The sequence below is a fragment of the Marinobacter vinifirmus genome, assembly GCF_002258215.1.
GTDB classification, from domain to species: domain Bacteria; phylum Pseudomonadota; class Gammaproteobacteria; order Pseudomonadales; family Oleiphilaceae; genus Marinobacter; species Marinobacter vinifirmus.
The window spans coordinates 363134-388615 of the sequence record NZ_NEFY01000002.1 but is presented as its reverse complement, the minus strand read 5'-3'; the positions used below and the strand labels follow the sequence as shown (position 1 = coordinate 388615).

General features: G+C 59.2%; 22 protein-coding genes. 16 read left to right on the top strand and 6 right to left on the bottom strand.

What is annotated here, in order from left to right:
• Positions 1-163 precede the first annotated feature (163 nt).
• From clpP to B9Q17_RS04225, 6 genes are all read left to right on the top strand, one after another.
• On the top strand, positions 164-799 hold the full coding sequence (clpP, locus tag B9Q17_RS04245) for an ATP-dependent Clp endopeptidase proteolytic subunit ClpP (RefSeq protein WP_094624221.1): 636 nt from the start codon (positions 164-166) through the stop codon (positions 797-799).
• A 76-nt stretch (positions 800-875) separates the two neighbouring features.
• Positions 876-2159: an ATP-dependent Clp protease ATP-binding subunit ClpX gene (clpX, locus tag B9Q17_RS04240; protein ID WP_094624220.1), complete on the top strand. Its 1284-nt coding sequence runs from the start codon at positions 876-878 to the stop codon at positions 2157-2159.
• Positions 2160-2172: 13 nt separating this feature from the next.
• Positions 2173-2340, top strand: a complete 168-nt coding sequence (locus B9Q17_RS17995) for a hypothetical protein (RefSeq protein WP_022988048.1) — start codon at positions 2173-2175, stop codon at positions 2338-2340.
• Entirely contained in the window at positions 2337-4754 is a 2418-nt protein-coding gene (gene lon / locus B9Q17_RS04235) for an endopeptidase La (protein ID WP_022988047.1), read from the top strand. Before B9Q17_RS17995 ends, lon begins: the two co-directional genes overlap by 4 nt.
• A gap of 236 nt (positions 4755-4990) precedes the next feature.
• Entirely contained in the window at positions 4991-5263 is a 273-nt protein-coding gene (locus tag B9Q17_RS04230) for a non-specific DNA-binding protein Hbs (protein WP_022988046.1), read from the top strand.
• A 158-nt stretch (positions 5264-5421) separates the two neighbouring features.
• The gene (locus B9Q17_RS04225; RefSeq protein WP_094624219.1) at positions 5422-7266 is read left to right on the top strand and encodes a SurA N-terminal domain-containing protein; all 1845 of its coding nucleotides are present in this window, start codon (positions 5422-5424) and stop codon (positions 7264-7266) included.
• Positions 7267-7322: 56 nt separating this feature from the next.
• On the opposite strand, the gene B9Q17_RS04220 is transcribed toward B9Q17_RS04225, so the two are convergent.
• Positions 7323-8195: a MurR/RpiR family transcriptional regulator gene (locus B9Q17_RS04220; RefSeq protein WP_058340076.1), complete on the bottom strand. Its 873-nt coding sequence runs from the start codon at positions 8193-8195 to the stop codon at positions 7323-7325.
• Between the two features lie 181 nt (positions 8196-8376).
• On the opposite strand from B9Q17_RS04220, the gene zwf reads away from it, so the two are divergent.
• The 3 genes from zwf to B9Q17_RS04205 are packed head-to-tail and all read left to right on the top strand — an operon-like array spanning position 8377 to position 11251.
• Entirely contained in the window at positions 8377-9849 is a 1473-nt protein-coding gene (gene zwf, locus B9Q17_RS04215; RefSeq protein ID WP_058340075.1) for a glucose-6-phosphate dehydrogenase, read from the top strand.
• A complete protein-coding gene (gene pgl / locus B9Q17_RS04210) occupies positions 9836-10555 on the top strand; it encodes a 6-phosphogluconolactonase (RefSeq protein WP_094624218.1) in 720 nt (239 codons plus the stop codon). Before zwf ends, pgl begins: the two co-directional genes overlap by 14 nt.
• 36 nt (positions 10556-10591) lie before the next feature.
• Positions 10592-11251 carry a bifunctional 4-hydroxy-2-oxoglutarate aldolase/2-dehydro-3-deoxy-phosphogluconate aldolase gene (locus B9Q17_RS04205; RefSeq protein ID WP_058340073.1) on the top strand — a complete coding sequence of 220 codons (660 nt, stop codon included), beginning with the start codon at positions 10592-10594 and terminating at the stop codon, positions 11249-11251.
• A gap of 10 nt (positions 11252-11261) precedes the next feature.
• On the opposite strand, the gene pyk is transcribed toward B9Q17_RS04205, so the two are convergent.
• A complete protein-coding gene (gene pyk, locus B9Q17_RS04200; RefSeq protein ID WP_058340072.1) occupies positions 11262-12710 on the bottom strand; it encodes a pyruvate kinase in 1449 nt (482 codons plus the stop codon).
• A gap of 107 nt (positions 12711-12817) precedes the next feature.
• On the opposite strand from pyk, the gene edd reads away from it, so the two are divergent.
• From edd to B9Q17_RS04185, 3 genes are read left to right on the top strand one after another with little or no spacing between them, the layout of a single operon-like run.
• A complete protein-coding gene (edd, locus tag B9Q17_RS04195; protein ID WP_094624217.1) occupies positions 12818-14635 on the top strand; it encodes a phosphogluconate dehydratase in 1818 nt (605 codons plus the stop codon).
• Positions 14635-15609: a glucokinase gene (gene glk / locus B9Q17_RS04190; RefSeq protein WP_094624216.1), complete on the top strand. Its 975-nt coding sequence runs from the start codon at positions 14635-14637 to the stop codon at positions 15607-15609. Before edd ends, glk begins: the two co-directional genes overlap by 1 nt.
• Positions 15610-15611: 2 nt before the next feature.
• Complete coding sequence (locus tag B9Q17_RS04185) at positions 15612-16208, top strand: uracil-DNA glycosylase family protein (protein WP_094624215.1); 597 nt, start codon at positions 15612-15614, stop codon at positions 16206-16208.
• On the opposite strand, the gene glpD is transcribed toward B9Q17_RS04185, so the two are convergent.
• From glpD to B9Q17_RS04165, 4 genes are all read right to left on the bottom strand, one after another.
• Positions 16200-17702, bottom strand: a complete 1503-nt coding sequence (glpD, locus tag B9Q17_RS04180; protein WP_279627993.1) for a glycerol-3-phosphate dehydrogenase — start codon at positions 17700-17702, stop codon at positions 16200-16202. The two genes, B9Q17_RS04185 and glpD, sit on opposite strands and share 9 nt — an antisense overlap.
• A gap of 88 nt (positions 17703-17790) precedes the next feature.
• Positions 17791-19041: an ABC transporter substrate-binding protein gene (locus B9Q17_RS04175; protein ID WP_094624213.1), complete on the bottom strand. Its 1251-nt coding sequence runs from the start codon at positions 19039-19041 to the stop codon at positions 17791-17793.
• 177 nt (positions 19042-19218) lie between these two features.
• Positions 19219-21018: a PHA/PHB synthase family protein gene (locus B9Q17_RS04170; protein WP_094624212.1), complete on the bottom strand. Its 1800-nt coding sequence runs from the start codon at positions 21016-21018 to the stop codon at positions 19219-19221.
• A 75-nt stretch (positions 21019-21093) separates the two neighbouring features.
• Entirely contained in the window at positions 21094-21453 is a 360-nt protein-coding gene (locus B9Q17_RS04165) for a phasin family protein (RefSeq protein ID WP_094624211.1), read from the bottom strand.
• A gap of 139 nt (positions 21454-21592) precedes the next feature.
• On the opposite strand from B9Q17_RS04165, the gene B9Q17_RS04160 reads away from it, so the two are divergent.
• The 4 genes from B9Q17_RS04160 to B9Q17_RS04145 all read left to right on the top strand — a co-directional run bounded on the left by B9Q17_RS04160 (position 21593) and on the right by B9Q17_RS04145 (position 25476).
• Positions 21593-21913: a TraR/DksA family transcriptional regulator gene (locus B9Q17_RS04160; protein ID WP_036219003.1), complete on the top strand. Its 321-nt coding sequence runs from the start codon at positions 21593-21595 to the stop codon at positions 21911-21913.
• A gap of 26 nt (positions 21914-21939) precedes the next feature.
• On the top strand, positions 21940-23403 hold the full coding sequence (locus B9Q17_RS04155) for an SLC13 family permease (RefSeq protein WP_052009658.1): 1464 nt from the start codon (positions 21940-21942) through the stop codon (positions 23401-23403).
• Positions 23404-23607: 204 nt separating this feature from the next.
• Positions 23608-24408, top strand: coding sequence for a C39 family peptidase (locus tag B9Q17_RS04150; RefSeq protein ID WP_022988030.1), 801 nt, complete (start codon positions 23608-23610; stop codon positions 24406-24408).
• Positions 24409-24465: 57 nt separating this feature from the next.
• The gene (locus B9Q17_RS04145; protein ID WP_058340063.1) at positions 24466-25476 is read left to right on the top strand and encodes a hypothetical protein; all 1011 of its coding nucleotides are present in this window, start codon (positions 24466-24468) and stop codon (positions 25474-25476) included.
• Positions 25477-25482 lie beyond the last annotated feature (6 nt).

The following is a 25482-nucleotide window of genomic DNA, read 5'->3' as shown; positions in this document are numbered from 1 at the left end:
CCTGGTGCCCGGTGCCGCTTTCTGGAAACAGCCGGCGTGTCCGGCTGTTTTCATCTGGGCTTACTGCTGGCAGAGTATAAGTATTCAGGGGTGTCCTGATCGCCGATTCAGGATATCCTCCGCAGGAGTCCATGCCCATTGTCCATAAGGAGTTCAGGCGCACATGACGCAGAAACCGTTTGATGGCCCTACAATGATAACCAGCGCCGGTCTGGTGCCGATGGTAATTGAACAGACGGCACGTGGAGAGCGTTCCTTCGACATTTATTCACGTCTGCTCAAGGAGCGGGTGATTTTCCTGGTTGGCCCGGTTGAAGATCACATGGCGAACCTTGTGGTTGCCCAGCTGCTATTCCTGGAATCCGAAAACCCGGACAAAGATATCCACCTGTACATCAACAGCCCGGGTGGCTCCGTAACTGCGGGTATGTCGATCTACGACACCATGCAGTTCATCAAGCCGGACGTTTCTACCCTGTGTATTGGCCAGGCGGCCAGCATGGGTGCTTTCCTGCTTGCCGGTGGTGCCAAGGGCAAGCGTGCCTGCCTGCCCAATTCCCGCGTGATGATCCACCAGCCGCTGGGCGGATATCAGGGCCAGGCAACGGATATCGAGATCCACACCCGCGAGATTCTGAAGATTCGCCATACCCTGAACTCCATTCTGGCCCACCATACCGGCCAGGACCTGGAGACCATCGCCCGTGATACCGACCGTGATAATTTCATGGACCCGGTCCAGGCGAAGGAGTACGGGTTGATCGATACAGTACTTGATAAGCGCGTATCGAATAACTAATACTGAAAGTCATCGCATCATCCCTGGTCGGCGTACTGTTTGATTGCGCCGACCAACGAAGAACAGAGGTATTTCAATGGCAGATGAAAGAAACGGCAGAGGCGACGATAACGGCAAGTTGCTGTACTGCTCGTTTTGTGGAAAGAGCCAGCATGAAGTCCGTAAGCTCATTGCAGGGCCCTCGGTGTTCATCTGCGACGAGTGTGTAGACCTGTGTAACGATATTATTCGGGAAGAAATCCAGGAAAATTCCCAGGAAGAGGCCAGCGACCGGCTGCCCACTCCTGCGGAAATCCGGGAGACCCTGAACGAATATGTGATCGGCCAGGATCGCGCCAAGGTGGTTCTGTCTGTAGCGGTGTACAACCACTACAAGCGTCTGCGTTATGGTGAAGGCAAGAGCGACGTTGAGCTGGGCAAGAGTAACATCCTGCTGATCGGGCCGACCGGTAGCGGTAAGACCTTGCTGGCCGAAACCCTGGCCCGCATGCTTAATGTGCCGTTTACCATTGCCGATGCCACCACGCTGACCGAAGCCGGTTATGTGGGTGAGGATGTTGAAAACATCATCCAGAAGCTGCTGCAGAAGTGCGACTACGATGTCGACAAGGCCCAGCGCGGCATTGTGTACATCGATGAAATCGACAAGATTTCCCGCAAGTCTGACAACCCCTCCATTACCCGGGACGTTTCCGGTGAGGGTGTTCAGCAGGCACTGCTTAAGCTGATCGAAGGCACGGTAGCATCGGTTCCGCCCCAGGGTGGCCGCAAGCATCCGCAGCAGGAGTTCCTGCAGGTTGATACCACCAACATGCTGTTTATCTGTGGTGGTGCCTTCGCTGGCCTGGAAAAGGTGATCCAGGAACGGTCCGAGCGCAGCTCCATCGGTTTCTCCGCTACGGTGAAGAGCCCGGACGACAGCAAGAACACCGGCGACATCATCCGTGTTGTGGAAACCGAGGACCTTGTGAAGTTCGGCCTGATTCCCGAGTTCGTCGGTCGTTTGCCGGTTGTGGCAACCCTGACCGAGCTGGACGAAGAGGCCCTGGTGCAGATCCTGACCGAGCCCAAGAACGCACTGACCAAGCAGTACCAGAAACTGTTCGATATGGAAGGTGTGGAGCTGGATTTCCGGGAAGACGCCCTGCGCGCGGTGGCCAGAAAGGCCATGGAACGCAAGACCGGTGCCCGGGGCCTGCGCTCCATCATGGAAGCCACCCTGCTGGATACCATGTACCAGATTCCATCCGAGCACGATGTGTCCAAGGTGGTGATTGATGAAAGCGTGATCAAGGGCGATTCCGAGCCCTTCAAGATCTACGCCAGCAGCGATCACGCCAAGGCAGTACCGGAAGACTGATTTCCGGACCGTCATGGTGCATCAGAAAAAGGGGCGGCAACGCCCCTTTTTCATTGGCCTGCTTTCACAAAACCGCATCATCCCGCCCGTGCTTTCCTTTCGTAAAAAGATTGCAATTTTTGTCTGCGCCCCAATGATGGGTGATATGCTGAAAGAAACGCTGTCAGAGGATTCCCTATGACCCGTATACCTGAAGAAACCGTGCAAGAATATCCGCTGCTCCCGCTGCGGGATGTGGTGGTATTTCCGCACATGGTGGTGCCACTGTTTGTGGGCCGAGAAAAATCCATCCAGGCCCTGGAAGCCGCGATGGAGGGCAGCAAGGAAATCCTTCTGGTCGCCCAGAAAGACGCTTCTACCGACGAGCCGGGCCCGAAAGATGTGTTCGACATGGGCACGCTGGCTACTGTGCTGCAGATGCTCCGGTTACCGGACGGCACCGTTAAAGTGCTGGTTGAAGGTAATGCCCGGGCCAGCATTACCGGCATTGAAGAAGCCGACTTCCTGACCGGCCAGGCTGTTCTGATGGATGAGGAGTCTTTGCCCGAGCGCGAAGAAGACGTTCTCACCAAGACCCTGATGGGCGAATTCGAGAAGTTCGTAAAACTGTCCAAGAAAGTGCCTTCGGAAGTGTCCAATGCGCTTACCGGCATCAATGAGCTGGAGCGCCTGGTAGACACCATGGCCGCGCACCTGGATATGCGCATTCCGGAGAAGCAGGAACTGCTGGAAGCCCTGGATGTACGCAAGCGGGTAGACCTGCTGCTGGGCAAGCTGGACGGCGAGATCGACCTGATCGAGGTTGAAAAACGCATCCGTGGCCGCGTGAAGAAGCAGATGGAGCGCAGCCAGCGGGAGTATTACCTGAACGAACAGATGAAGGCCATCCAGAAAGAGATGGGCAATCTGGGTGAGGGTAACAACGATTTTGAAGAGCTGGAGCAGAAGCTCGAGCAGGCCGGCCTGCCGGAAGAAGCCCGCAAGAAGACCGAAGCGGAGCTGAACAAGCTGAAGATGATGTCTCCCATGTCTGCCGAAGCCACGGTAGTGCGGGGCTACATCGACTGGATGCTGGCAGTGCCGTGGAAAAAGCGCAGCCGCGTTCGCCACGACCTGGAAAAAGCGCGCGAGATTCTCGACCGGGACCACTACGGCCTGGATGAAGTCAAAAAGCGCATCCTTGAGTACCTGGCGGTGCAAAGCCGGGTGAAGAAGGTCAAAGGGCCGGTATTGTGCCTGGTAGGGCCTCCCGGTGTGGGCAAGACCTCGCTGGGGCAGTCCATTGCCAAGGCTACCAACCGGAAATACACCCGCATGGCCCTGGGTGGCGTGCGTGACGAAGCGGAAATCCGTGGTCATCGCAAAACTTACATCGGCGCTTTGCCGGGCAAGCTGTTGCAGAAGCTGGCCAAGGTAGAGGTGAAGAACCCGCTGTTCCTGTTCGATGAAATCGACAAGATGGGTATGGACCATCGGGGTGACCCGGCGTCGGCCCTGCTTGAGGTCCTGGACCCGGAACAGAACCACACCTTCAACGACCATTACCTGGAAGTGGATTATGATCTTTCGGATGTGATGTTCGTGTGTACCTCCAACTCCATGGATATTCCGCCGGCGTTGCTGGACCGTATGGAGATCATCCGGATTCCGGGTTACACCGAAGACGAGAAGGTCAACATTGCGCTGCGTTACCTGCTGCCCAAGCAGATCAAGGCTAATGGCCTGCGTAAGGACGAGCTCAAACTGCCGGAAGAGACCCTGCGCGACCTGATCCGCTACTACACCCGGGAAGCCGGTGTGCGTGGCCTGGAGCGGGAGATTGCCAAGATCTGCCGTAAGGTGGTGCGTGAGCACGTAGAGAGCAGTGATAACGCTTCTATTACCCTGACGCCGGACATGCTGGAAGATTATTCCGGCGTGAAGAAGTTCAAGTACGGCCTGGCCGAGGAGAACAACCAGGTTGGCCAGGTGACGGGCCTGGCCTGGACCCAGGTGGGCGGCGAACTGCTGACCATCGAATGCGCCCTGACTCCGGGTAAGGGCCGGGTGGTGAAAACCGGTTCTCTGGGTGATGTGATGCAGGAGTCTATCCAGACTGCGCTCACCGTGGTTCGCAGCCGTGCAGCAGGGCTTGGAATTGCTGACGATTTCCATGAAAAGCACGATCTGCACATCCACGTTCCGGAAGGTGCAACCCCGAAAGACGGCCCGAGCGCCGGTATCGGCATGTGCACCGCACTGGTTTCTGCACTGACCCGAATTCCTGTGCGGGCCGATGTGGCCATGACCGGTGAGATCACATTGCGGGGCAGGGTACTGCCGATCGGCGGACTGAAGGAAAAGTTGCTGGCAGCCCACCGTGGTGGCATCAAGACCATTCTGATTCCTGATGAAAATGTCCGTGATCTCAAGGAGATACCGGATAATATCAAGGAGTCGCTGGAGATTCGTCCGGTGAAGTGGATTGACGAGGTGCTGGACATTGCCCTGGAATACGCACCGGATCCGTCTGCCGAAAATGCCCCTGGCAAAGCGGCGTCTTCGAAAGCAAAAGAAGATGCCAGTGATGTTACCGAGCGCATAAATACTCATTAATGACGGGATGAGTTGTTGACACGTCGGAGAGCCCATTGGTATAACTGTTTCGCCGTGAAGCAGCCAATACCAAGGGCTCCCGCGCAGTATGTGCCTATTCCGATCACCGGTGAAACACCGCAAGGAATAAAAAAACAGAAGAATGGAATTCTCCGACTGCTTATGCGATAGTCGGAAAAGTCCGCTAAAAAAATCCGACCTATAACATCTTCAACCTGAAATCGAAGGGGTTTAGTGTGAACAAGTCCGAACTGATCGACGCAATTGCAGAATCCGCAGATATTTCCAAAGCAGCAGCTGGCCGTGCGCTGGATGCAATGACCAGCTCCATCACCGGTGCTCTGAAGAAAGGCGACCAGGTTACCCTGATCGGTTTCGGTACCTTCTCTGTGAAAGAGCGTGCAGCCCGTACCGGCCGCAACCCGCAGACCGGCGCTGAAATCAAGATCGCGGCCTCTAAAGTACCTGGCTTCAAAGCAGGTAAGGCCCTGAAAGACGCCGTTAAGTAACGGTTCTTTCCTTGGCGGCTTTCGCACGCGGGAGCTGCCGCAGGAACTCGAGGCGCATTCCGTAAAGGGTGCGCCTTTTTGCGTTAAGAAGGGGCTGCCAGAACAGCTTCTCGCCAACAAAACATCCGCACGACCTTGAACAGGGATTCAGGAATAACATGCTTCAAGATATTCGGGATAATGCCCAGGGCACCATCGCAAAGGTTATTATCGGCCTTTTGATCATTTCCTTGTCGATCTGGGGGATGGACGCGATCATTGGCGGCTTCACCGGTGAACCGGAAGTGGCCACCGTTAACGGCAACGACATTACCGAACGGGAGTTCCTGCGCACCGTTCAGCTGGAAACCCAGCAACGCCTCATGCAGATGGAAAACCCGGATCCGTCACTGGTGGATGAAGACCAGGTTCGCCGGGATGTTCTGGAGGCTTTGATCCAGGAAGCCGTGCTCACCCAGGACGCTGCCAACCAGGGCCTCGAACTTTCCGATGCCGACATCGATTCCCTGATTACCCAGATGCCCCAGTTCCAGGTGGATGGCCAGTTCAACCGCGACCGCTTTGTGGCCACTGTGCGTAACCTGGGTATGGGTGTTGCCGAATTCCGTGAAAGCCTGCGCAAGAACTACGTGGTTAACCAGATCCGTGCGGCGATTGCCCAGACCGGCCTTGCGGTTCCCGCCCAGGCGGAACAACTGCTGGCTATCCAGAACCAGACCCGGGACTTCCGCGTACTGACGATTGATGCCGATACGGTAGCCGACCAGGTGTCGGTATCGGATGCAGACATCGAGGCATACTACGAAGACAACAAAGACCAGTTCCGTAAACCGGAACAGGTTTCCGCCGCCTACATCACCCTGTCGCTGGATGCGCTGGCAAGTGCTATCGAAATCTCCGACGAGGAAGTGCGTGGCTACTATGATGAGCGGGCCGAAGACTTTGCCCGTGAAGAGCGTCGTGCCGCCCATATCCTGATTGAAGCGGGTGCCGAGGCAGAGCAAACCATGGCAACCATCCAGCAGCGTCTGGAAGAGGGTGAATCCTTCGCTGCGCTGGCGGAAGAGTTCTCGGTTGATACCGTTTCCGCCCGTGAGGGTGGCGACCTGGGCTTTGCCGGTCGTGGTGTTTATGACGAAGCTTTCGAGCAAGCGCTGTTTTCACTGGAAGAAGGTGAAACCTCCGGCCCGGTGGAAACCAGCTTTGGTGTGCACCTGATTCGCCTTGAAGAAGTGCGCCGTGCCGATGTGCCGGCATTTGCGGAGCTGGAAGCCGAACTGCGTGACGAGCTGGCCCGTGCCCGGGCAACCGAGCGTTTCGCCGAAGTGCGGTCCCAGCTGGCGGATGCTGCCTATGCTGCGGATGACCTGGCGGGCCCGGCCTCCGAACTGGGGCTGGAAGTTCAGGAAGTCTCTGGTGTAACTCGCGACGGCGGCCCTGGGCCGTTTGACCACGCCGGACTGGTTCGACAGTTGTTCTCTGACGACGTGCTGACTGGCGGCTATAACACCGAACTGATCGATGTTGAAAATAATCGTGCGGTGGTGGCCCGGGTTCTCGAGTATCAGGAGCCGCGCCAGCTGGAGTTGGCGGATGTTGAAGGCCAGATTCGTGACCTGCTGACCAGCCGTGCAACCCGTAAAGCCCTGGATGACCGTGCGGCCGAGCTGGTGGCTGCGGTAGAAGCCGGTGAGCAGCCGATGGCTGACCAGTGGCAGGGTTTTGAAGGCGAGGGCCGTAACGTGGCAGGACTGGATCCGTTCATTGCCCAGGCTGTGTTCTCCCTGCCGCATCCTGAAGGCGAGCAGCCGGTTGTCGGCAAGGCGCTGGGTGGTAGCGAGGCTGCGGTGATCGTGCTGAGCGCGGTTAACCCGGGTGAGGTTCAGGATGATAATCCTGAGTACCGCCAGCTGCAGCAGTTCCTGGCACAGCTTGAGGGGCAGCGTGAGTACCAGGCCTATCAGCAGTACCTGAGAAACACCGCAGAAGTCGAGCGGAATTAAGGTCAGGCTTCAGACTTTAAAGGGTGCCCTCGGGCACCCTTTTTCGTATCCGGGGATCAGTTCTGGGGGAAGCGGGTAGCCTTCAGGCTTTCCTTGATCTTTTTCAGGTGATCCAGGAAATCCGGGCCGCGCTTGAGGGTGACTCCGGTAGCCAGGATATCGATGACCGTCAGGTGAATAATCCGGGAAGACATGGGCATGTAGACCTCGGTATCTTCCGGTGCAGTGACACCCACAACCGCGGTGCAGGCTTCCGCCAGCGGCGACTCCGGATTGGTAATGCCGATAACCGTGGCGCCATTGGCCCTGGCCAGGTGGGCAATCTCCACGGTTTCCCGGGTACGGCCGGTAAAGGAGATCAGCACGATGGCGTCGCCAACCCCGGAACCGGCGGCCACCATGCGTTGCATCAGGGCGTCGTCGTAAGAGGTTACCGGGATGTTGAAGCGGAAAAACTTGTGTTGGGCATCCAGGGCGACCGAGGCCGAACCGCCCATGCCGAAAAAGGCAATCTGCTTGGCCTGGATCAGGTAATCCACCACTGTGGCAATGGCCTGTGGGTCCAGCGCCTGCCTTGCCTTGTCCAGGTTGGCGATGGTGCTGAGCATGATTTTTTCGCCATACTCCGCCGGGCTGTCATCCGGCTCTATATCCTGGCCCACGTAGGGGGTGCCGGTGGCAATGCTCTGGGCCAGCCGGATTTTGAAGTCCGGAAAGCCGGTTGCGGAGAATCCGCGGCAGAACCGGTTGACCGTCGGCTCGCTCACATCCGCTGCGCGGGCAAGGGCAGCGATGGAGTAACGGGTTGCCGCACTCGGGTCTTTGAGAATGGCCTCGGCAACCTTGCGCTCGGATTTATTCAGCGATTCCAGGCGATTCTGGATCTGCTCAAGCAGGTTGTCGTCTCTGCGTCCCGGGTTGTCCGCCATGCAGCTATACTCCCTTCTGTTCTGGTGGTAAGACGTCATTATACCTGCTGCGGGCAAATAAAAGGGTAGTAAATATGTCATATATCGGAAGTGCCCTTGGCTTGGCCCCGGGACAGTGCCATTATTTGGCTAAAGTTACGAAAAATCCGGCCTTGCGGTACGCCGGGCGAAGGAGACGCTGATGGTGGATCAACCTGTGTGTGCCTGCGATCTGATGCTGTTCGGAGCCTCGGGAGACCTTGCCCAGCGCAAACTGTTCCCGGCGCTGTATCAGCTTGACCGGGCCGGATTGCTGGCGTCGGACAGCCGGGTGCTGGCCATTGCCCGGCGCGACACAGACACCGCGGCCCTGCGCAAAGCGCTGTTGGCCAGGCTGGAAGAGCAGATTCCGGAGCCGGAGTTCGACGCCACCGTAGCGCAGGGATTCGTCAGCCGTGTGGAATACCTGGAGCTGGATTTCACCGATACCGACGGTTTCCTGGTGCTCAACGACTGGCGCCATCCCGGTAACCAGTTAATTGTCTATATGGCCACGCCGCCATCCATGTATGGCGTGATTGCCCGGAATCTGAGGGCCGGTGGTTGCTGTACCGAACGTACCCGGGTGGTGGTGGAGAAACCCATCGGCCACGACCTGGAATCTTCGAAAGTGATCAATGACGAACTGGCTGAAGTTTATCGGGAAAGCCAGCTGTTCCGGATTGATCATTACCTGGGTAAGGAAACGGTCCAGAACCTGATTGCCTTGCGGTTTGCCAACAACCTGTTCGCTTCCCAGTGGGACCAGAACCATATCTCCCACGTGGAGATCACGGTGGCAGAAAGCATGGGCATTGAAGGCCGCTGGGGTTATTTCGACCAGGCCGGCCAGATCCGGGACATGATCCAGAACCACCTGCTGCAGCTGCTGTGTCTGATTGCCATGGACCCGCCATCGGACCTGTCTGCCGACAGTATCCGGGACGAAAAGGTAAAAGTGCTGAAGGCGCTGAAACGGATTACCCCGGATATGATGGCGGAATACGTGGTGCGCGGGCAGTACACCTCCGGCACCAGTGAAGGCAAGCCGGTGCCCGGTTACCTGGACGAAGAGGGCGCCAACAAAGCCAGCGAAACCGAGACCTTTGTTGCACTGAAGGCCGAGATTGATAACTGGCGCTGGTCTGGCGTGCCCTTCTATATTCGCACCGGCAAGCGGCTGCCGGAGAAAATGTCGCAGATCATCATCCACTTCAAACCGGCACCCCATTACATCTTCGATCCGGACCAGAAGCACCTGGCCAACAACAAACTGATTATCCGGCTGCAGCCCGATGAGGGCATGGCACTGAAGATCCTCACCAAGGACCAGGGGCTGGATAAGGGCATGCGGTTGCGCCAGGGGCCACTGGAGCTGACGTTCTCCGAAACCTTTGATACCGATCGGATTCCGGATGCCTACGAGCGGTTGCTGTGGGAAATCATGCGGGGCAACCAGTACCTGTTTGTCCGCCGCGATGAGGTAGAGCACGCCTGGCGCTGGGTCGACCAGATCATCCGTAACTGGCACGACAGCGGCGAACCGCCGAAGCGCTACGCCGCAGGCACCTGGGGGCCGGTGGCGTCGATTGCCATGATCACCCGGGATGGCAGGAGCTGGTATGAAGACGTGTGACCTGCCGCTACCCGAAGGGGTGCAGGCATTTTTCAGTGAGACCACGCAGGAATGTGCGGGCCAGCTGGCGTTACACGTAGCGGAAAGCCTGCGTGGCCGGCTCCGCCGGGGCGGACGGGCTTCGCTGGTGGTGTCCGGTGGTTCTACGCCGGTGCCCTTCTTTCAAACGCTGGCGCAGCAGGAGCTGGCCTGGGCCCGGGTCACGATGCTGCTGGCCGACGAGCGCTGGGTGCCGGAAGGGGACCCCGCCAGCAACACGACCCTGGTGCGGCAGAACCTGCTGCAGGGCAGGGCAAAGGAGGTACGCTTTCTCAGCCTGCGGCAGCCGCTGTGCAGCGCCGAGCAAGCCTTGCCTGCTATCGAGCAGCTGCTGGCCGAGTTGAAGTTGCCGCTGGATGTGGTGGTTCTGGGCATGGGCAACGATGGCCATACGGCGTCGCTGTTCCCGGATGCGCCCCAGCTGCCGGAGGCAATGTCTATTCAGGCGCCCGGTCGGGTGTGCGTGATGACACCGCCGTCCCAGGCCCATACCCGGGTAACCCTGACCCGGCCGGTGCTGGCGGGCGCCCGGTTCCTGGCGTTGCATCTCAGGGGTGAGGACAAGCTGGAAACCCTGGAGCGGGCCCTGAAGGCCCCGGATGACTGGCGGGAAATGCCAATCCGTGCTTTTCTGAAACCAGGCTTGCGAATTTACTGGAGCCCGTAACGGGCTGTTGTCCGGTTAGCGCCGGGGGAGACTTGAATGCCATTGCTGTCTGTGGAGCACCAGGAAAAGATCGAGTTTGTGATGGCGCAGTCGCCATTGATACCCGTGATCACCATCCGTCATCCGGACGATGCCATCCCGCTTTGTCGGGCGTTGTTTGACGGCGGTATTCGTGCGCTGGAGATCACCTTGCGCACAGAGCATGGCCTGGATGCCATCCGGCGGGTTCGGGAAGCGCTTCCGGACGCGATTGTGGGGGCGGGTACGGTGATCAGCATCGATCAGTACCGGGACGTCGAGCGAGCCGGGGCCGAGTTTGTTATTACCCCTGGTGTAACTGATGCCATCCTGGATTTCGGTGTGACCTCGGAATCCCCCCTGCTGCCGGGCATTGCCACCGCCTCGGAACTGATGATGGGGTACAGCCACGGCTACCGGCACTTCAAGCTGTTTCCCGCGGAAGTATCCGGGGGTGAAAGGGCCCTGAAGGCGTTTGCCGGCCCCTTCCCGGATGTCTGCTTTTGCCCGACCGGCGGGGTTCGCCAGCAGACAGCTGCAGCCTACCTCGCGCTGGATAATGTCTCTGCGGTGGGCGGCACCTGGCTGACGCCGGATGAAGCCGTGGCCAGTAAGGACTGGCAGACCATTACCGGCATCGCCCGGGCCAGCCTGGCGGCCATTGGCCACCGGGGCTGACCGGCGCAGGCTACTGGATGTCGGACCCTACACGAACGATTTTCATGGAGTTGGTGCCACCCTGGGCGTTCACATAGTCGCCCTTGGTGATCACCACCAGGTCGTTATCCTGCACAACACCCCGGCTCTTCAGTTCGTCCACGGCCAGTGCATTGACCTTTTCATTGGCGTGGTTGGCAGAATCGAACGGAACCGTCTGCACGCCCCGGAACAGAGCCACCCGGTGCTGGGTGGAGTGGTGCCGTGAGAAGGCAAAGATCGGCAGGCTGGATTTGATCCGTGACATCAGGCGCGGAGTGGAACCGGTTTCTGTCAGGCAGATAATGGCAGACACACCCTGCAGGTGGTTGGCGGCGTACATGGCAGACAGGGCAATCGCCTCGTCTACCTTTTCCATGCTTTCGTGGATCCGGTGCTGGGATTGGTGCATGGACGGGTGCCGTTCCGCACCGGTGCAGATGCGCACCATGGCTTCCACGGCTTCTTTCGGGTAATCGCCTACGGCAGTCTCGGCGGACAGCATCACGGCATCTGTGTAATCCATCACCGCGTTGGCAACGTCAGACACTTCCGCCCGGGTGGGCATGGGGTTGGTGATCATCGACTCCATCATCTGGGTCGCGGTGATCACGGCCCGGTTCAGTACCCGGGCCCGCTTGATGATGTGTTTCTGAACCGCCACCAGTTCGGCATCGCCGATCTCCACGGCCAGGTCGCCCCGGGCGACCATTACGGCGTCTGACGCTTCGATAACGGCATCCAGTGCGTCGGTATCGTGGGCCAGTTCGGCCCGTTCAATCTTCGCCACCAGGCCGGCATCGGAGCCGGCTTCTTTCAGCAGCTGACGGGCCACGTGCATGTCGTCGGCTGTACGGACAAACGAGACGGCGACATAGTCGGCGTCCAGCCGGGCTGCGGTTACGATGTCCTGCTTGTCTTTCTCGGTGAGGGCGTCCGCTGAGAGGCCGCCACCGCGCTTGTTCAGGCCCTTGTTGTTGGACAGCGGGCCGCCGATCAGCACAGTGGAGGTGATGCTGTGGTCGTCGACCGCGGTCACTTCCATTTCAATGCGGCCGTCATCCAGCACCAGGATATCGCCCGGGCTGACGTCGTTGATCAGTTGTTCGTAATCAATGCCAACTTGCTCCGATGTGCCAGCCTCTTTGTCCATGGTGGCGTCGAGCACGAAGGTCTGGCCCCGTTCCAGGGTGACCTTGTTGTCGGTGAAGCGGGCGATGCGCAGTTTCGGGCCTTGCAGGTCGGCCAGGATGGCCACAAAGCGACCCTGGGCAGCGGCCGCTGCACGAACCCGGCGGGCTCGTTCCATATGCTCTTCGGCGCTGCCGTGGGAAAAGTTGAGGCGGGTAACATCAACGCCGGCGGCGATGATACCTGCCAGCGATTCCTCACTGTCGGTGGCGGGGCCGAGGGTGGCGACAATCTTGGTGCGCCTGAGCATAGTGCGTGTCCTTGTCTGTAAAATTTGAGTGTTCAATTGAACCTGAAAGCCTCCGGTAAAGAAAGTACACTTAGGTCTGGAATAACCACGATACAGGGAGAAAGCCCATGCACTCCACGGTTCAGAAGGTGACCAACCGCATCATCGAACGCAGCAGGGCTTCCCGCGCGGATTATCTCGAGAGGATGGCCGGGCTGGCGGCAAAGGACCCCCATCGTGGCACCTTGTCTTGCGGTAACCTGGCCCATGGCTTTGCGGCTTGCAGCCAGGGCGATAAAGATACCCTGAAGTTTCTGAACCGCGCCAATGTGGCCATGGTTTCCGCCTACAACGACATGTTGTCTGCCCATCAGCCTTATCAGCGCTTTCCTGACCTTATCCGCGAAGCGGCCCATGGTATGGGCTCGGTAGCCCAGTTTGCCGGCGGCACTCCCGCCATGTGTGACGGGGTCACCCAGGGCCAGCCGGGAATGGAGCTGAGCCTGTTCTCCCGGGACACCATCGCCATGAGTACGGCAGTGGCGCTGAGCCACAACATGTTCGACGCGGTTATGCTACTGGGTATATGTGACAAGATTGTGCCAGGGTTGCTGATTGGTGCCCTGAGTTTCGGCCACCTGCCGGCCATTCTGGTGCCATCCGGCCCCATGCCGTCCGGGCTGCCGAACAAGGAAAAGCAGCGGATTCGCCAGCTCTATGCCGAGGGCAAGATCGGCCGGGATGAATTGCTGGAAGCCGAAAGCCAGTCTTACCACAGCCCGGGCACCTGTACCTTTTACGGCACCGCCAACAGTAACCAGTTACTGGTAGAGGTAATGGGCCTGCACCTGCCCGGTGCGGCTTTCGTAAACCCCGATACGCCCCTGCGGGATGCCCTGACCCGCGCGGCGACCGAGCAGGTCATCAAGTTGTCCCGGCCCCACGGCGGCGAGTTGGGGCTCGGCCATATGGTGGACGAGAAAGCCATTGTGAATGCCCTGGTAGCCCTGCTGGTGACCGGTGGCTCCACCAACCACACCATCCACTGGATCGCCATTGCCCGGGCGGCCGGGATCCTGGTTGACTGGAACGACTACGCCGAGTTGTCGTCGGTGGTGCCCTCCATGACCCGTATTTACCCGAACGGCCAGGAAGACATCAACGCTTTCCACGAAGCCGGCGGCACGCCGTTCCTGATTCGGGAGTTGCTGGCACAAGGCTACCTGCATAACGACGTCAACACAGTGATCGGTAAGGGGCTGGATGCCTACGCCCGGATGCCGGAGCTGGAAGGGGAAAGCCTTCGCTGGCACCCGGCTGTTACCAGGAGCCAGCGCCCGGATGTGCTGAGCAGCGCTGCAGAGCCCTTCGCCCCGGATGGCGGATTGAGGGTGCTGGATGGCAATCTCGGGCGCGGAGTGATCAAAGTGTCGGCGGTAGCACCGGAACACCATCGGGTTGAGGCGCCGGCGGTGGTGTTCAACGACCAGAACGAACTGAAAGCCGCCTTTGATGCTGGCGACCTGGACCGGGATTGCGTGGTGGTGGTGCGCTTTCAGGGGCCGAAAGCCAACGGCATGCCGGAGTTGCACAAGCTGACCCCTTACCTCGGTGTACTTCAGGATCGAGGCTATCGGGTGGCGCTGGTGACCGATGGCCGGATGTCCGGAGCCTCCGGCAAGGTGCCGGCGGCTATCCATGTTTACCCGGAAGCACTGGCGGGCGGCCCGCTGGCCAGGATTTGTGACGGCGACGTTATTTGCGTGGATGCCGTTAGTGGTGTGCTGTCGGTGCAGCTCGGCGAGGCGGAACTGGCTGACCGCAGCCCGGCCAGTGCAGACCTGGCAGCGAACCATACCGGCTATGGCCGTGAACTGTTCGGCTGGATGCGCCAGGGTGTCTCGAATCCGGAGCAGGGTGCCAGTGTGTTCTGGAGCGCCGGCTGATGACGGAAGCTGTTCCGCACGCCATGGCGCTGGTGGGTGATGTTGGCGGCACCCATGCCCGGTTTGCGCTGGTGGTGCCGGGATCGGTGCAGTTGCAGTCGCTGAAGGTTTTCCGCTGTGCTGATTTCCCGGGGCCCGGGCAGGCCATTGCGGCGTACCTGAAGCATGTAGGGCCGGTGACTGTCCGCGAAGCCTGTGTGGCCGTTGCCGCCCCGGTTACCGGTGACGTTGTCACCCTGACCAACAACCGCTGGCAGTTCGATACCGGGCACCTGGCGCAACGCTTCGGCCTGGACCGGTTCCGGCTGGTGAATGATTACACCGCCATGGCGTTGGGCGTAATGCACGTGCCGGCCAGCCAACGGGTGCCGGTGGGCGGGGGCGGCGCAGACCCGTCGCGCCCGGTACTGGTACTTGGCCCGGGCACGGGCCTGGGCATGTCGGCACTGGTGCCGGCGGGGGATGGCTGGATACCGCTGGCAACCGAAGGGGGCCATGTGGACTTTGCGCCGCTGGATGACCTTGAGTGCGAGATTGCCCGCCGTCTTCGCGCCGCCTATGGCCGGGTTTCTGTGGAACGACTGCTGTGTGGTTCGGGTATCATGAACCTGTATCGAACGCTGGCGGAGATTACCGGCAGTAAGCCGGTACAGGAAACCCCGGAGCAGGTTTCCGCAGCGGCCGTGGCAGCTAATGACGAGCTGGCAGCCCGGGCGCTCAGCCTGTTCTGTGACATTCTGGGCCGGGTAGCCGGCAACAGCGTTCTGACCCTGGGCAGTTACGGCGGTGTCTATCTTTGTGGCGGCATTGTGCCGGCGATTCTCGACTTTTTCATGGCCAGCGGCTTTCGCGCCGCCTTCGAAAACAAGGGCCGGATGCGGCCGTTATTGGAGGCCACGCCGGTTCAGGTGGTGCTGGATGGCAACACCGGGCTGTACGGCGCTGCAGCGGCCCTGACCAATGCCGGGAGGTGACCATGACTCAGACGGATCTGGATAGCCTGGACTTTGACCAGCTGGTGCAGCAGGTAAGGGCCTGTACCTTGTGTAAAGATGTCTTGCCGGAAGGGCCGAGGCCGGTTGTCCAGCTGTCCCGGTCGTCCCGAATCCTGGTGGTCGGCCAGGCGCCCGGCCGCAAGGTTCACGAAACCGGAATTCCGTTCAACGATCCCAGCGGTGACCGGCTTCGGCAATGGATGGGCGTGGACAGGGAGCAATTCTACAACGAGGAACAGGTGGCTATTCTGCCCATGGGGTTCTGCTTTCCCGGCACCGGAAAATCCGGCGACCTGCCGCCCCGGCCGGAATGCGCCGAAACCTGGCGCGAGGCCTTGCTGGCGCGGCTGGACAAGGTTGAGCTGACCCTGGTGATCGGCCAGTATGCCCAGGCCTGGCACCTGCCGGACAGCCGCAAATCGGTAACGGATAATGTCAAAGCCTGGCGGGAATACTGGCCAGGGCTATTGCCCATGCCACACCCGAGCCCGCGCAATATCCGCTGGCTGAAAAGCAATCCCTGGTTCGAGCAGGAGGTGATTCCCCGGCTTCAGGCCCGGATCGGGGAATTACTCTGACCCGGCGGCGGTGAACAGGCTCTGGTGCCGGGTTGCCGCCCGATGGATGTAGCTGTCCAGCTGCTCCCGTTGCTGCTCAGTGATATAGAGCCCCTGCTTGGTACGCCGCCAGAGCACATCTTCCGCGCTCAGTGCCCACTCGTGGGCAATCAGGTAGTCCACTTCACGCTGGTACAGGGTGGCGGTGTAGGCGTGGCCAAGATCCTCTGTGCCGGTACAGCCTTTGAGGATGTGGTGGCTGTCGGTGCCATAGCTGCGCACAAACCGGCGGATAATGGCGCGGTCCAGCCAGGGGTAGTGCAGTTGCAGCTCTTCTGCGAGCTGTTGCTGGCTGGCAAAGTCGGCCCCCGGTAACAGGGCGTTCCGGGTCCAGGATTTGCCCGCTCCGGGGAAGTAATCGCATACGGCATCGGTGACCGCCTCGGCCAGCTTACGGAAGGTGGTGATCTTGCCACCGAACACGGAAATCAACGGCGCCTGGTGATCCTGGTCGTCGACCTCGTAGGAGTAGTCGCGGGAAGCGCTCTGGGCATTGCCGCCTTCATCGTCCATCAGCGGCCGGACCCCGGAGTAGCTCCATATCACATCGCCGGGTGTCAGTTGCCGGCGGAAATACTGGTTCACCACGTCCAGCAGGTAGCGGGTTTCCTCTTCGGAAATTCGTGCTTCAGACGGGTTGCCCTCGTAGTCCACATCGGTGGTGCCAATCAGGGAGAACTCATCTTCGTAGGGGATGACGAACACAATGCGCTCGTCGGCATTCTGGAGAATGTAGGCTTCGGCATCCTGGTTAAGGCGGGGCACCACAATGTGGCTGCCCTTGACCATGCGGATCTGTTTGGGCGCAACCATGCCCAGGCTTTCACCGAACAGACGGCTGACCCAGGGCCCGGTGGCATTCACCACCACCCTGGCGCTGAGGGTTCGTGTGTGCCCGGTGAGGGTATCTTCCATTACCGCCTGCCAGCCAGAGCCCTTGCGTTCGGCCCGGATACACCGGGTGCGGGGCAGGATACTGGCGCCTTTTTGCTGGGCCTTGCGAGCTGAGAGTACCACCAGCCTTGCGTCGTCTACCCAGCCATCGGAGTATTCAAAGCCCCGGGTGATTTCCGGTTTCAGGGGGGATTCTTTGCCGAAGTTGATGGCCCGGGAGCCGGCCAGCAATTCACGCTTGGCGAGGTGGTCGTACAGAAACAGGCCCGTGCGGATCATCCAGGCCGGTCTCAGGTGAGGCTGGTGGGGTAAGCGAAAACGCATCGGCCACATGATGTGGGGAGCGTTGCCCAGCAGGGCCTCCCGTTCCGCCAGCGCTTCACGCACCAGTCTGAACTCGTAATGCTCCAGATAACGCAGGCCGCCGTGGATTAGCTTGCTGCTGCTGGACGACGTCGCCGAGGCCAGGTCGTTCATCTCACACAAGACAACCCTTAGCCCGCGGCCGGCGGCGTCCATGGCAATGCCTGTGCCGTTTACGCCGCCACCGATAACAAGCAAATCGCAGTGGTCCGGGAATCCGCCGAGCGGTGATGTTTCTGTGCTGGTTTTTGGTGCTTTCCGAACCACTGTCTGCTCACTCCTTGTGTCAGAGCCGGACTGGCTTGCCGGCCTCGCGGCGGCGCTCCTCCCACTCTTCCTGGGTTTGTGCGGCCTGGTCTCCGGCCATGGAGCCGATGATCTCGAAATAATCCGAGGCAAATTCATCGGCCATCACCTGGTCACGGGGTTTTACCTTCACCACGTAAACGCTTTGTACGTTCTGGTGATCAAATTCGCGCCAGTACTGCTCGTCTTTCAGGAAACTGTAGCGGTGGCCTTCCAGTGCCCGGATCACATCGGCAGTATTCGTGGTGCCGGCACGCTCAACCGCTTCCTTGTACTGGTACACAATACTGTAGGCCGAGGCCGCAGAGGAAGAGGGACGCATTTCATAGCGGGCAGAGAAGGCTTCAACAAACTCCTTGCCGCGGGGGTAGTTGTTCTCGTACGGCAGGGTCCATACCCAGGGTGCGCCGCCAATCACACCTTCCATCATCGCCGGGCCCACCTGCCGGGCCATGCCCAGGGTCAGGTTGGGAACCACCACCTGCATGCGCTTGGTCAGACCCATTTCATAGGCCACCTGCAGCGCGCGCACCATGTCGTCGCCAAACAGTACCATCATCAACACCTTGGCGTCAGATTCGGCAGCCTGTTCCAGGGCCTTGCGGAAATCGGTAATCAGTGCCCGGGGAAACGGGGTTTTGACGCCCGGGTGGCGTTCGGTGTCCTGGGTATTGGAAAACTGGCGAACGGACTCTTCCACTGACCAGCCCCAGGTGTAGTCCGAGGTGATGTAGAAGTAATCGTCGTTTGCGTGGTTCTGGTTCAGGTAATCGCCCAGTGCCTTGGCGGTCATCCAGGCATTGTATGGCTCCCGGAACATGAACCGGTGGCCTTCACTGCCGGTGGTGGCGTTGGAATAGGTGAGGGTACCGAAGTAAATGCGGTTCCTGTCGCGGGCGGCCTTGCCGGAGGCGATGGCAACGGCGCTGGATACACCGCCAAACACCATCTGAACACCTTCCTGGTCAATCATTTCGGCGGTGTTGCGCGCGCCTTTTTCCGGCTCGCCGCGGGTGTTGCGGATGACCAGTTCCAGTGGTTGCCCCAGCACACCGCCGGCCTGGTTGATTTCCTCAACCGCAAGGTAGGCAGCCAGGCGTTGTTGCAGGCCCTGGTTTTTGTAGCGTCCCGTTTCCGGGTAGTTAAGACCGATCTTGAGAGATTCGGCGGAAACAGTGGCGCTGCCGAGCAAAAGCAGACATGCCGAGAGCAGGAAAGTCCTGAAAGTCATTGCAGATTGGCCTCCGGTTTAGGGTTCGCACAGCCTATTCTTGTTTTATGTCAGGCTGAAGTAATAGCGTAGTTTCTGCCCGGGGCTTTGAGGCAACAATGGGACTAAAGTGTAAAACGCCCGCTAATTCGCGGGCGCTTGATTTACGTCAGTTTCAGAAGGTGTTGATCTGGTTGTTTATTGTCCGGCTTCAGCAGCTTTGACTTTCACGTAACTGCCAGGCGCATCTTCAATCACCTCGAGCTTTCCTTCGCCGGGCTGTCTGGCCGGTACCTGGTCGCCTTCGTGGCCGGCAATCCATTCCCGCCAGTATGGCCACCAGGAGCCCGGATGCTGCTCCGCGCCGGAGAACCAGGCGTCCGGATCTTCCGGCAGGGTGTTGTTGGTCCAGAAGCCATATTTTTCTTTGTAGGGCGGGTTGATCACACCGGCGACGTGGCCGGAACCGGACAAAACAAATCGGACATCACCGCCGTAGGCGCGGGCGCCGAAGTAAGTGGTTTTCCACTTGGCGATGTGGTCCTGCCGGGCCGACAGGAAGAACGATGGCACCCGGATTTCCGACAGGTTGATGGTTTCGCCGTTCATGGTCAGGGCATCTGGCTGCACCAGCCGGTTATGCAGGTACATTTCCCGCAGGTAGTAACTGTGCATTCTGTACGGCAGGTTGGTGCCGTCGGTGTTCCAGTACAGCAGGTCAAAGGCGGCGGGTTTCAGGCCTTTGAGGTAGTTGTTGGTCCAGTACGACCAGAACAGGTCGTTCTCGCGCAGCAGGTTAAACGTGAAGGCCATGGCCCGGCCATCCATGTAGCCCTTGCGCTCCATGGCCCGCTCGATGCCACGGATGGAGTGATCGTTTATGAATACGCCGATGCTGCCGGGATCCGAGAAGTCCAGCAGGGTGGTCAGATAGGTGGTGCTGATGATCGGGTTGCGGTTCTTCTTCTCCAGCCAGGCCATGGTAGAGCCCAGCAGGGTGCCGCCAATGCAGTAGCCGATGGCGTTCATCTGCTCTTCGCCGGTGGCCTCTGTTACCGCATCGATCGCCGCGAGGGGGCCGAGCTTCATGTAATCATCCCAGCCGGTCTCTTTCTGGGCCGGGCCCGGGTTACGCCAGGACACCACGAACACCGTCTGGCCCTGGCTCACGAGCCAGCGGATAAACGAGTTGCGCTCGGTCAGATCGAGTATGTAGAACTTGTTGATCCAGGGCGGGATGATCAGCAGCGGCTGCTGCGCTACCGTCTTGGTGGTGGGTGTGTACTGGATCAGCTGTATCAGTTCGTTTTGGTACACCACCTTGCCCGGTGTGGTGGCCAGGTTGCCGCCGACTTCAAAGGCCGAACGGTCGGTCATGCCGACATTGAACAGGCCGGGGTTCTGGCGCAGGTCTTCCGCGAGGTTGCGGGCGCCATCCACCAGGTTCATCCCCTTGCGTTCCCAGGTAATGCGCAGCACTTCCGGGTTGGTCAGGGGATAGTTGGAGGGCGACAGGGCGCTGGTCAGTTGCCGGGCATAGAACATCATCTGGTCCCGGGCGGGGCCGGGCAGGCCTTCCATGTTCTCTACCCAGTTCAGGAATGCGCCGGAATTGATCAGGTATACCTGCTGAAGCACATCGAAAGGCACATGCTTGCGCCAGTCGTCAGCCAGGAAACGACGATCGTCGGATTCCGGAACGGCCACCGGCTCGGGCTGTTTGCCGGTCAGCCGGCTGAAAGTGTAACGGGCGAGGCCCAGATGCTTTTTGCCCAGCTCGATCTCGGCGCTGGCAAAGCGAAGCGGATGCAGCAGCAAGTCTTCGGCCATGGCACGATAGGCGTCTGACATTTCGCTGAGGGTGGACAGCTTGGCGTGGTCTACCATGCCGGTGTCGCCCAGCCATTGTTCCAGTTGCTGCTGGCCCTGACGCACGTTGTCGTCAAAGGTTTTCATCATCTGCTTTGCGGTTTTACTGATGTAGTCCATACCCAGCATCGGGGTTCTCCTTGCCTCGGATACAAAAAGGCCGGAGCGTCGCACACGTTCCGGCCCGGCCGGTCATTCAGGGTGTCAGGCAGCGGTTTTGCTGTTGCTGCCTTTACCGGTGGCCGGTGTTTTTTCCGCTGTGTTATCAGCCGGTTTTGCCTCGAACACCTGCTGCAGTTGCTCGCGGGTTTCGTTGGCGTAGTCCTGCCAGGCCTTCCAGTCTGCAGATACCTGCTCGCTGATGGTTTTCAGGGTTTCGGCCTGGTCTGTGGTCAGGGTTTTCAGGCTTTCGAGGTCGCGTACCTCTGCCATCTTCCGGGCCTGTTCCATGGCAACATCGGCATACCGGCGGAACGCTTCCATCTGCATTTCTGCAGCTTTGCCGAACTGGTTGAACAGGGTTTCATTGAGGCGGTTGGCTTTTTCGAACAGCTCATTGTTCATGGGGTACAACTCCTTTGTAGTTGGAATGACTGGAATCCTCAGTCTAACTTTAGATGCGTGACATCATTTTGACAGGCATCAAACGCCGTTCCAGCATATTCTTTAGTCTGGAATTTGTAACCTTACAGTGGAGAAAACCATGAGCAGTCGCAAATCCGAACTGGAAACCCTGAAAGCGGAACTGCAGGCCCGCCTGACCCGGTATGAAGCGCACCAGCACCGTGAAGCGGGTGCATTGGATAAGGATTTTGAAGAGCAGGCCACGCAAACCCAGAACGACGAAGTGGTCGATTCACTGGAAGTGGAAACCCGCGCCGAACTGGTACAGATTGCCCATGCACTGGAGCGGATCGACAGCGGAGCAGGGGACGAATGCGAAAAATGCGGCGAGCAGATCGATCCGCGCCGGCTTCAGGTGTTGCCTTACACCACCGTTTGTGTAAATTGCGCCGACAACTGAATTCTGACAAACACTGAGTGGTAAAGATGACACAGAACCCCGCTGGATCAGAACCGAAGCAAGGATTGCCCAAAAGCCAGGTAATTGGTTTGTTTCTTGGCGCCGCTTTCCTGCTGGTTACCCTGCTGGTGCCGGCGCCGGAGACGATGGGGCCGAAGGCCTGGGCCGCCCTGGGCATGATGCTGATGATGGCCACCTGGTGGTCTACCGAAGCCATTCCCATTCCGGCTACCTCCCTGTTGCCGATTGTGCTGATACCGGCGCTGGGGTTGGGAAGTATCAGTCAGGCCACATCGCCCTACGCTAATCCGATCATCTTCCTGTTCCTGGGCGGGTTCACCCTCGGCCTGGCCATGCAGAGGTGGAACCTGCACCGGCGGATTGCGCTGCTGACCTTGCGGGCGATGGGGGACAAGCCGAAACGGCAGATTGCCGGCTTCATGCTGGCAACAGCCTTCCTGAGTATGTGGGTGAGCAACACCGCCACCGCGATCATGATGCTGCCGATCGGCTTGTCGGTCATCGGCATGATGGATGACAGCAATCCGGACGGGGTTCGCCGTTATGCCACGGCCTTGCTGCTGGCCATCGCCTATTCCGCCAGCGTGGGTGGTATTGCCACCCTGATTGGCACGCCGCCCAATGCCTTGCTGGCGGCTTACCTGAGCGAAAATCAGGGCATTTCCGTGGGCTTTGCCCAATGGATGCTACTCGGTGTGCCTGTGACGGTGGTGATGCTGACATTGACCTGGTGGTGGCTGACCCGCAAGGACTTCGGCATTGAAGGCGCCCAGGAAAGCGGCCAGATGATTCGGGACGAACTGGCCGCGCTCGGCCCCATGAGCAAGGGTGAAAAGCTGGTTGCACTGGTGTTTGTGGTGACGGCGTCGCTGTGGATTTTCCGGCCTTTGCTCTCTGGCAGCATTGCGCCCTGGCTGAGTGACACCGGTATTGCCATTGCTGCAGCGATTGCCATGTTCCTGATTCCGGTAAGCACCCGGGACAGGAGCTTCGTGCTGGACTGGGATTCGGCTAACCGCCTGCCCTGGGGCGTGCTGCTGCTGTTTGGTGGCGGCCTGGCCATGGCGGGCGTGATCAGCAGTTCCGGACTGGCCGAGTGGATTGCCGAGAGCATGGGCGTGGCCGGCACCCTGCCGGTACTGGTGATGATGATCCTGGTGGCTGGGGTGATTATCTTCCTCACCGAGGTGACCAGTAACACCGCTACAGCGGCGGCGTTCCTGCCGCTGCTGGGTGCCCTGGCGATGTCGCAGGACGTCTCTCCGCTGCTGTTGACGGTGCCGGCTGCCATTGCCGCCAGTTGTGCCTTCATGATGCCGGTGGCCACGCCGCCGAACGCCATCGTGTTCTCCAGTGGCCACATGAAGATTTCCGATATGATCAGGGCCGGTTTTGCGCTCAATATCATGGGTATTGTGGTGGTAACCCTGATTACCTACGCGCTGTTGGGAACCGCTTTCTCCCTGTGATTGAGGGCCGGACGCTGTCCGGCCTTTCCCTCCCTTGAACCAGTTCTCAGTACTGTCGCTGCTGGCCCCGCCTGCAGCTACAGATTTGAGGCACAGTTATCTTTAAGCCCGATTCGATTTCGGTATCTTACGGTTACAACATGTAACGCCGACGTTGCACATCCAAGAAAGTTGCACATCCAATAAAAACAGGAACTTTGCAAAATGCTGCTGGTGCTGGCCGGATCCCTTCTCACATTCGCCATGGTGCAGGAAGCCACCGAGGTAGAGCCGTTCGAGCCGGGCACCATCGTGCTGGAGCACAAGGTGGATGCGAGCCCGGTTGAGCAACGCTCTGATGTGCGGGTGGAGCCCCTGGTCGAGCAGAAGTTCCGGAACATCGTGCGCCAGGCCTACGACTACAGCTGTGGCAGTGCGGCACTGACCACGGTCCTCAATTTCTATCTTGGCCGGACCCTCTCTGAACGGCAGGTGATGGAAGGGCTGCTGCATTACGGTGAGAGCGATCGCATCGTCCAGCGCCGGGCCTTTTCCATGCTCGATATGAAGCGCCTGGTGACGGCTTTGGGTTATCCCTCTGGCGGCTTCAAAGCCGAGATTGACGACCTGATGGAGCTGGATCACCCGGCTATCGTGCCCATCGACCACGCCGGCTTCAAACACTTTGTAGTGCTCCGCACCATCCGGGATGACCGTGTTTACCTGGCCGACCCCGCCGTCGGCAATATTTCCTTTACCGTGGCCCAGTTCCAGGAGAAGTGGGACGACAACGTGCTGTTCATTGTCTTCCCGGGCAGCGACAAGCCGCTGGACAACCTCGAACTGAAAGAGGAAGACCTGCGCTTTGTAGACGACCAGACCATGACACTGCTGGCTATCCAACAGATGCCGGCGTTCGCCGAATCCACAGAAAGACGCGTCCAGAACTTGCTGGAACGCCAGAAGAACAATCCTGACGGTAGCGTTGAGAATACCCGTAAACAGCTTTACTACCGTCGAAACTAATTTTCCGGGCGGTTTTCCCCGGATCAGGAATAAAACCAATAAGAGTAGGGAGTCAGGATGAATCGTTGGTTAGTGCGAGGTTTTATCCTTGTTTCCGCGGCCGGTGTGCTTCCGGGCATGGCGATGGCCCAGGACGGAAATGTTGACCAGGCGCGGGAAGCCCTGTCACGCCAGGAAGGTGATGAAGATTCCACCAAGCAGCTCGAGGAAGTGTTCCAGGCTGCCGAGAAGAACTATTCGTTGCAGAAGAAGGGATCTCACTCCCTGAACTATTCCTTCGACTATTCCTACACCGGGGATCAGCGCCTGGACCTGGCCATTACCAATGGTTCGGTGCGCAATCTGGATGTGGTGCCGTCAGCTACCCATAACTTCACCAATGCCTTTTCCTACGACTACGGCTTGCTGGACAACCTTACGGTTGGTACCCGGGTACCGCTGGTGGTCAAGTACGATACCGAGGACGAGCTGAATGTTTACGACTTCGGCGACATCTCCTTTACGGCCCGCTGGCAGCCCTTTGCCTACGTACCCGGCAAGGCTTCGGCTACCTTCTTTGGCACCCTGAACAGCAAGACCGGTGTCAGCCCCTACGAGATCGACATCAAGGAACAGCTGTCTACCGGTAGCGGTTATTACTCCGTTGGTGGCGGCCTGAGTATGTCCAAGGTGCTGGACCCGGTGGTGGTGTTCGGTTCGCTCAGTGCAACCTATAACCTGACCGAAGACGGCCTGGAACAGGTTCGTGGTGCCCGCCTGCTAGAGAAGGTGGAGCCCGGCTTTGGTCTCTCCGGCTCCGCGGGCTTTGCCTATTCACTGTCTTATGACATTTCCCTGAGTATCTCGGCCCAGGTCAGCTACAGCGACCAGACCGTTCTGACTTTCTCTAACGGCGACCAGGCCGTAGCCCAGGACCAGATGACGGGCTTCCTGAGCATGTCGCTGGGTACCCGGGTCAGTGATATGACCATCGTAAACACCAGTCTGGGGATTGGCCTGACCGAAGATGCCCCGGATTTCTCCCTGGGTATATCCCTGCCCATTAATTTCTCCGGCCTCAAAGAGTGATTGGAG